The organism is Flagellimonas flava (genome assembly GCF_050617915.1).
Classification (GTDB): Bacteria; Bacteroidota; Bacteroidia; order Flavobacteriales; family Flavobacteriaceae; genus Flagellimonas; species Flagellimonas flava_A.
The window spans coordinates 1-270 of sequence record NZ_JBODQE010000063.1 but is presented as its reverse complement, the minus strand read 5'-3'; the positions used below and the strand labels follow the sequence as shown (position 1 = coordinate 270).

1 protein-coding gene is annotated in these 270 nt (G+C 40.7%); it reads right to left on the bottom strand.

What is annotated here, in order from left to right:
- Positions 1-31 precede the first annotated feature (31 nt).
- A partial coding sequence (locus ACRHOZ_RS20990) for a hypothetical protein (RefSeq protein ID WP_431130233.1) occupies positions 32-270 on the bottom strand: 239 nt, incomplete at its 5' end.

Sequence of the window (270 nt, the reverse complement as noted above, 5' to 3'; positions counted from 1 at the left end):
GATAATACCGTGTACTAAAATCACCAAAAACCTAGAGCTGCTTCTCAACTCCGCTGGTCTGTGAATACAGGTATGCAATGTCATTGCTGGAATCATCGGCGTCACGCCTAAACATACAGAGCTTGTCAGAAACAGGATCATATTTGATTTCATCTATCGCCGTAAGTTGTGGAATTATCTGGGAGGTATCAGCAACATAATCGTAGATAACGGGATTAGTATCTATATGGCTTAATACGACGATATTTTGATTGGGGACAAAGTAAACCC